At 68.3% G+C, this 6,689-nt stretch carries 7 protein-coding genes and 1 pseudogene; all 8 read left to right on the top strand.

Annotated elements, in window-relative coordinates:
• Nucleotides 1-183 (top strand): annotated as a pseudogene (locus AC1D2K_RS27115) (branched-chain amino acid ABC transporter permease); the annotation flags it as partial.
• Between the two features lie 138 nt (nucleotides 184-321).
• Nucleotides 322-1,104: a GntR family transcriptional regulator gene (locus AC1D2K_RS27110; RefSeq protein ID WP_478092500.1), complete on the top strand. Its 783-nt coding sequence runs from the start codon at nucleotides 322-324 to the stop codon at nucleotides 1,102-1,104.
• A 19-nt stretch (nucleotides 1,105-1,123) separates the two neighbouring features.
• A complete protein-coding gene (locus AC1D2K_RS27105; protein WP_478092498.1) occupies nucleotides 1,124-2,344 on the top strand; it encodes an ABC transporter substrate-binding protein in 1,221 nt (406 codons plus the stop codon).
• A gap of 64 nt (nucleotides 2,345-2,408) precedes the next feature.
• Complete coding sequence (locus AC1D2K_RS27100) at nucleotides 2,409-3,281, top strand: branched-chain amino acid ABC transporter permease (RefSeq protein WP_478092496.1); 873 nt, start codon at nucleotides 2,409-2,411, stop codon at nucleotides 3,279-3,281.
• The gene (locus AC1D2K_RS27095) at nucleotides 3,278-4,258 is read left to right on the top strand and encodes a branched-chain amino acid ABC transporter permease (RefSeq protein ID WP_478092494.1); all 981 of its coding nucleotides are present in this window, start codon (nucleotides 3,278-3,280) and stop codon (nucleotides 4,256-4,258) included. The genes AC1D2K_RS27100 and AC1D2K_RS27095 overlap by 4 nt, the downstream gene beginning before the upstream one ends.
• Entirely contained in the window at nucleotides 4,251-5,018 is a 768-nt protein-coding gene (locus AC1D2K_RS27090) for an ABC transporter ATP-binding protein (RefSeq protein ID WP_478092492.1), read from the top strand. Before AC1D2K_RS27095 ends, AC1D2K_RS27090 begins: the two co-directional genes overlap by 8 nt.
• Nucleotides 5,015-5,725 (top strand): ABC transporter ATP-binding protein, encoded by a 711-nt coding sequence (locus AC1D2K_RS27085; protein WP_478092491.1) that lies wholly within the window; start codon nucleotides 5,015-5,017, stop codon nucleotides 5,723-5,725. The genes AC1D2K_RS27090 and AC1D2K_RS27085 overlap by 4 nt, the downstream gene beginning before the upstream one ends.
• A gap of 41 nt (nucleotides 5,726-5,766) precedes the next feature.
• The coding region (locus tag AC1D2K_RS27080; RefSeq protein ID WP_478092490.1) for a tripartite tricarboxylate transporter substrate binding protein at nucleotides 5,767-6,689 on the top strand (923 nt) is incomplete at its 3' end.

Raw genomic sequence — 6,689 nt, 5'->3', positions numbered from 1 at the left:
GTGGTCGGCGGCGTGGGAACGATCTCGGGCGCGCTGTAYGGCGCCCTGTTCATCATGTTCGTGCCGACCGCGGCCGAGAAGATCTCGAAGGCCGCGCCATGGGCCATCTATGGGGCGGTCCTGATCCTGTTCGTGTTCCTGCTGCCCGGCGGGGTGGCGAAGCTGCTGCGCAAGCGCTCCTGATTCGCGCGCAGGCACCGGCGGGCGGGCTCCGCACCATGCCGGTGCCCTGCCGAAGGGCGGCCCATGATCTGTAGCTTGTCCTCAAATGTCCCATTGACAGAACATTGGAAGTGCTCAACCATCGCGGGCATGTCGCAGATGCCCTTGCCGAAGTACCACCAGATCTATCTGGTGCTGCGCGAGCAACTCGACGAGGGGCGTTTCGCCGAAGGCCTGCCGGGCGAACTGGCGCTGATGGAGCAGTTCGGCGTGGCCCGCGTCACCGTGCGGCGGGCGCTCGGCCAGCTGTCCTCCGAAGGCCTGATCTCGCGCAACCCCGGCCGGCGCACACGCCCCGTTCCGCCGGCATCGGGGGCCGAGCCCCGCGCGGGTGACGGCATGGCGCGCGCCAACCTGCGCGGCCTGCTCGAGAACCTGGTGACCATGGGCCTGCACACCTCGGTCAAGGTGATCGACGTGGCGACGATTTCGGCCTCGGCCCAGGTCGCCGAAGCGCTGCAGCTGAAAGCCGGCGACGCGGTGCAGAAAGCGGTCCGCGTGCGCTCGACGCGCGAAGGGCCGCTGTCGCACATCACGACCTACGTGCCGAACGACATCGCGCGCAAGTTCGGCCGCCGCGAACTGGCGAAGAAGCCGATCCTGGTGCTGCTCGAGGAGTCGGGCGTGAAGKTCGGCCGCGCGCACCAGACGATCTCGGCACGCCTGGCCGACAACGTGCTCGCGGAGCACCTCGAAGTCTCGGTCGGCTCGGCCCTGCTGGCCGTGCGCCGCCTGATCTACGACGAAGCCGAACGCCCGGTGCAGTGGCTGCACGGCTTCTACCGGCCCGACCGCTACACCTACGAGATGCAACTGTCGCGCGTCGGCAGCATCGACGCCAAGGTGTGGGTCAGCAAAGACGTGTCAGCCCAGTTCAACTGAAGAAAAAGGAAAAAGCCCCATGCCCAATCGCCTCGATCGCCAGGACCGCCGCCGCTTCATGTCGCAATCCGCCGCCATGGCCTCGGCCATCGCCTTCCCGCTGGTGGCCGGTGCCCAGCCCAAGCCGATCAAGGTCGGCGTGCTGCATCCGGTGACCGGTGCGCTGGCCTATTCGGGCCAGCAATGCCGGCTCGGCGCATTGATGGCGATCGAGGACATCAACAAGGCCGGCGGCATCAAGTCGCTGGGCGGCGCCAGGATCGAGGCACTGCTCGGCGACGCGCAATCGCAGYCGCAGGCCGGCGCGGCCGAGGTCGAGAAGATGAACGAGGCCGGCGTCTCGGCCATCGTCGGTGCCTTCGCCTCGGCGATCTGCCTGGCCACCACGCAGGCGGCGGCCAAGTACAACCTGCCGCACGTGGTCGACGTCGGCGTGGCCGACCAGATCGTGGAGCGCGGCCTCAAGAACACCTTCCGCTTCGGTCCCGGCTACAAGAAGTCGACCGAGGTCGCGATGGCCAACCTGCTGGTGCTCAACAAGGCGGCGGGCAATCCGGCCAAGACCGTGATGATCATCCACGAGGACTCGCTGTTCGGCTCCGGCACCGCGGCGCTGCTGGCGCGCGAGCTGCCGGGCTACGGCTTCGACGTCAAGGAGGTCGTGAAGCACGCCAACCCGACACGCGACTTCAACAACATCGTGCTGCGCATGAAGTCGATCAACCCCGACATCGTGATTCCGGCCAACTACTACAACGAGTACGCGCTGCTGGTGCGCACCATGCAGCAGCAGAAGGTCAAGCCCAAGGCGATCTTCTCGGTGCTGGGCGGCGCGGCGTCGAGCTACAAGTTCGTCAAGGAGTTTCCGGACGCGGCCAACGGCATCATCGACTGCAACCACTGGTTCAACCCCAAGGACAAGCGCTCGGCCGAGCTGCGAAAGCGGGTCGAGGCGCAAGGCCAGTTCTTCAGCTACGAGGTCTTCATGACCTATACCGCGATGGGCCTGCTGGCCGACGCCCTGGAACGCGCCGGGTCGAGCGAGCGCGCCGCCATCATCGATGCGCTGGAAAAGAGCACTTTCTCGAGTCACATCATGCCGTACGGCCCGACGAAGTTCGCCAATGGCCAGAACGAGGGCGCGCAGCCGCTGATGACGCAGGTCGTGAAGAACGACATCAAGGTGATCATCCCGCGCGAGTTCCGCGAGGTCGAGCCGCTCTTCCCGCTCAACGCCTGAACCGGCAAGCAAGACGCCCTGCCGCGCGCCGCGGTGCGGGCGGGTCTCACGCCGACACCGCACCATGTTCGACCCCAGCATCCTTTTCTCGTCCGTCCTCAACGGCCTGACGACCGGCGCGGTCTATGCCCTGATCGCGCTCGGCCTCACGCTGATCTACGGCGTGCTGCACATCATCAACTTCGCGCACGGCGCCTCGCTGATGCTGGCCCTCTATGCGGTGTACTTCCTCAAGGAGCGCTGGGGCATCGATCCCTACCTGGCGCTGCCGATCGTGATCCCGGCCATGTTCGCGCTCGGCTACGGGCTGCAGCGCATCGTGATCAACCGCGCCGGCCACGGCAAGGACGAGAACATCCTGCTGGTCACGCTCGGCATCGCGATCGTGATGGAGAACCTGGCGCTGCTGTTCTTCAAGTCGGACACGCGCAACATCGACACCGCCTATTCGCTCAGCACGGTCGCCATCGGCCCCGCGATGATCGCGGTGCCCAAGCTGGTGGCCTTCGCCGGTGCGCTGGTGGTGTCGGCGCTGCTGTTCTGGGTCATGGGCCGCACCGACCTGGGCCGCGCGATCCGCGCGGTGGCCAAGGAGAAGGAGGGCGCCAAGCTGATGGGCATCGACGTCGACCATGTCTACGCGATGAGCTTCGGCATCGGCCTGGCCTGCCTCGGCGCGGCCGCCTGCTTCCTGCTGCCGGCCTACTACGTGAACCCGCAGGTGGGCGGCGGCTTCGTGCTGGTGGCGTTCACGATCGTGGTGCTGGGCGGCATGGGCAGCTTCGTCGGCGCGCTGATCGGCGGCTTCCTGGTCGGTGTGGTCGAGTCGCTCGGCGGGCTGTACCTCGGCGAGTCGCTGGGTCAGATCGGCATCTTCGCGATCTTCATCGGGGTCGTCTTGTTTCGGCCGCAGGGCATGTTCGGAGCGAAGGAATGAGTGGTCCTCGTCAACTGGTCGGTATTGCGCTCTTCACGGTGCTGGTGGCTTGCGTGCCGCTGGTCAGCCACTCGGGCGCGACCCTCAACTTCGTGATGATGGCGCTCTACGCCACGCTCATCGCGCAGGCCTGGAACATCCTGGGCGGCTTCGGCGGCCAGTTCTCCTTCGGCCATGCCCTGTTCTTCGGCTCCGGTGCCTACATCCAGGCGATCGCGCAGCTGCAGGGCGGCATCAATGCCTGGGTCGCGCTCGGACTGGCGGTCGTCGGTGCCGCCTGCGTCGGCCTGTTCATCGGCGCGCTGACCTTCCGCTACGGGCTCAAGGGCTCCTACTTCGCACTGGTCACGCTGGCGTTCGCCGAGGTCTTTCGCATCGTTGCGCTGTCGGTGCCCTTCACCGGCGGCGGTGTCGGCCTGATGCTGCCGCTGCGCGAGGCGCCGTCGAACCTGCAGTTCGCCTCGCGCGCCGGCTACCTGTGGGTGGTGCTGGCCTTCGTCACGGCGGCGCTGCTGATCAGCTGGTGGCTGCGCAACGGACGTTTCGGCGCCTGGCTGCAGGCGGTGCGCGACAACGAGGACGCGGCGCGCGCGGTGGGCGTGAACCCGTTCCGTGTCAAGCTCTGCGCGATCGGCATCTCGGCCGCCTTCATGGGCGCGGCCGGTGCGTTCTACGTGCAGGTGTTCCAGTACATCGACCCCGGCATCGCCTACGGCCCGGCCACCTCGGTCGAGGCGCTGGTCGCGGCCATCGTCGGTGGCGTCGRCACCCTGTGGGGCCCGGTGCTGGGCGCGGTGGTGCTGCATCTGCTCGCCGACCTGACGCGCAACCTGTTCGGCGAACTGCCCGGCATCAACATGGTGATCTACGGCACGGTGCTGGTGCTGATCGTGATCTTCCTGCCGCGCGGCATCGCGGGCCTGGGGCTCTCGGTGCGGCAACTGTGGGCGCAGGCGTCGGGAGGTCCCCGTGGCTGAACCGCTGCTCGTATTGAATGGCGTCTCGCGCTCCTTCGGCGGCCTGAAGGCGGTGCAGGACGTGAGCCTCTCGGTGTCCGAGGGCAGCCTCACGGCGCTGATCGGCCCCAACGGCGCCGGCAAGACCACGCTGTTCGCGCTGATGTCGGGCTTCTTGAAGCCCGATGCCGGCACGGTTCGTTTTGCCGGCCAGGACATCACCGGCCGCGAGCCGCATCGCAACGCGATGCTCGGCATGACGCGCACCTTCCAGATCGTGAAGCCCTTCGCGGCCCAGACCGTGCGCGAGAACATCGCGGTCGGCGTGCACCTGCACGAGCGCAGCCGCGGTGCGGCACTGCGGCGGGCCGACGAGGTGGCGCAGCGTGTCGGTCTCGCGGCGCAACTCGACAAGCCGGCCTCCGACCTCACGGTCGCCGGCCGCAAGCGGCTCGAACTGGCCCGTGCACTCGCCACGCAGCCGCGCCTGCTGCTGCTCGACGAAGTGCTCGCCGGCCTCAACCCGCAGGAGATCGCCGAGATGATGCCGGTGGTGCGCGGCATCGCCGACGGCGGCGTCACGGTGCTGATGATCGAGCACGTGATGCAGGCCGTGATGAACCTGGCCGAGCATGTCTGGGTGCTGGCGCAGGGCCAGCTGATCGCCGAGGGCAGTCCGGCCCAGGTGACGTCGAACGACAAGGTGGTCGAGGCCTATCTGGGCCACGGCACCGCGGCGCGGCTGCGCAAGGCGGCGGCCGCGAAGGGAAATCACGCATGACCGCCTTGCTTGACATCCAGGGCCTGCGCGGCGGCTACGGCCGCGTCGAGGTGCTGCGCGGCGTCGACCTGCAGGTGAATGCCGGCGAGATGGTCGCGCTGCTGGGCAGCAATGGCGCGGGCAAGTCGACCCTGAACAAGATGGTCTGCGGCCTCTGTCCGGCCTGGAGCGGCAGCGTGCGCTTCGACGGCAAGGACCTGAGCGGCGCGCACTACCGCGAGGTCGTCAAGGCCGGCCTGATCCAGGTGCCCGAAGGCCGCAAGGTGTTCCCGAACCTCAGCGTGCTCGAGAACCTCGAGCTCGGCTCCTTCACGCGGGCCCGCGAGCGCCGKGCCGCGAACCTCGACAAGGTGTTCGACATCTTCCCGCGCCTGCGCGAGCGCATCCGGCAGAACGCCGGCACCATGAGCGGCGGCGAGCAGCAGATGCTGGCCATCGGCCGCGGGCTGATGGCAGAGCCCGTGCTGCTGATCCTCGACGAGCCTTCGCTGGGCCTGTCGCCGCTGCTGGTCGAAGAGATGTTCACGCTGATCCGGCAACTGCGCGACGGCGGCCTGGCCGTGCTGCTGGTCGAGCAGAACGTCGGCCAGTCGCTGGAGATCGCGGACCGCGCCTACGTGCTGGAGAACGGCAGCGTGCGCTTCTCGGGCGCGCCGGACGACCTGCTCGGCAGCGACGAACTGCGCCGGGCCTACCTGGGCCTGTGAGCGCCGCCCGGATTGCCTTGTGAAACCCTCGGAGTGATCCAATGAAACGCAGAGACATCCTGATCGCATCCATGGCCGCACTGGCCGGCGCCGCCCAGGCCCAGGTCGGCAACGCGCCCGTTCGCATCCTGGTCGGCGCGCCGGCCGGCGGCTCGACCGACACCATCGCCCGCACGCTCGCGGCCGGCATGGGCCCGGTGCTGGGCCGCACCGTGATCGTCGAGAACCGGCCCGGCGCCGGCGGCAATATCGCCGCCGATGCGGTTGCCAAGGCGGCGCCCGACGGCAACACGCTGCTGATGAGCTTCACCAGCCATGCGATCAACGCGACGCTCTATCCCACGCTGCCCTTCGACCCGGTGAAAGACTTCACGGCACTGACCTGCGTCGCGACCTCGCCGTCGATCCTGGTCGCCCATCCGTCGGTGCCGGCGAACAACGTGCGCGAGCTGATCGCGCTGGCCAAGGCGAAGCCGGGCCAGCTCAACTTCGCGATCGGCGCGCTGGGTTCCTCGCTGCACATGGCCGGAGAGGCCTTCAAGATGCAGTCGGGCGTCTACATCGTCAACATCCCGTACCGGGGCACCGCACCGGCCGTGCAGGACGTGCTCGCGGGCCAGGTGCAGCTGATGTTCGCGGCGGTCGGCAACGTGCAGCAGCACATCTTGGCCGGCAAGCTCAAGGCGCTGGGCGTGACCTCGGCCCGGCGCCTGCCCGAGTTCCCGGACCTGCCGGCCATTGCCGAGACCTTGCCCGGCTACGAGTCGAGCGCCTGGTTCGGACTGTTCGGGCCGGCGCACATGCCGCCCGAACTCACGCGCCGCGTCGCCGACGCGGCGCGCCGGGCGATCGGCGAGCCGGCGATGCGCAAGCGTTTCGACAGCGAGGGCGTGATTCCGGTCGGCAATACGCCGGAGCAGTTCGGCCCCTTCGTCCAGAGCGAGATCAAGCGCTGGGCCCAGGT

The sequence above is a fragment of the Variovorax sp. P1_H12_2 genome (assembly GCF_056405335.1).
Note: the sequence above shows the minus strand (reverse complement) of the source record. Positions and strands in the feature narration are given on the sequence as shown.

Excerpts from the sequence above, each read along its gene's own strand:
- AC1D2K_RS27100 (WP_478092496.1), top strand. The coding sequence starts at position 2,409 with ATGTTCGACCCCAGCATCCTTTTCTCGTCCGTCCTCAACGGCCTGACG.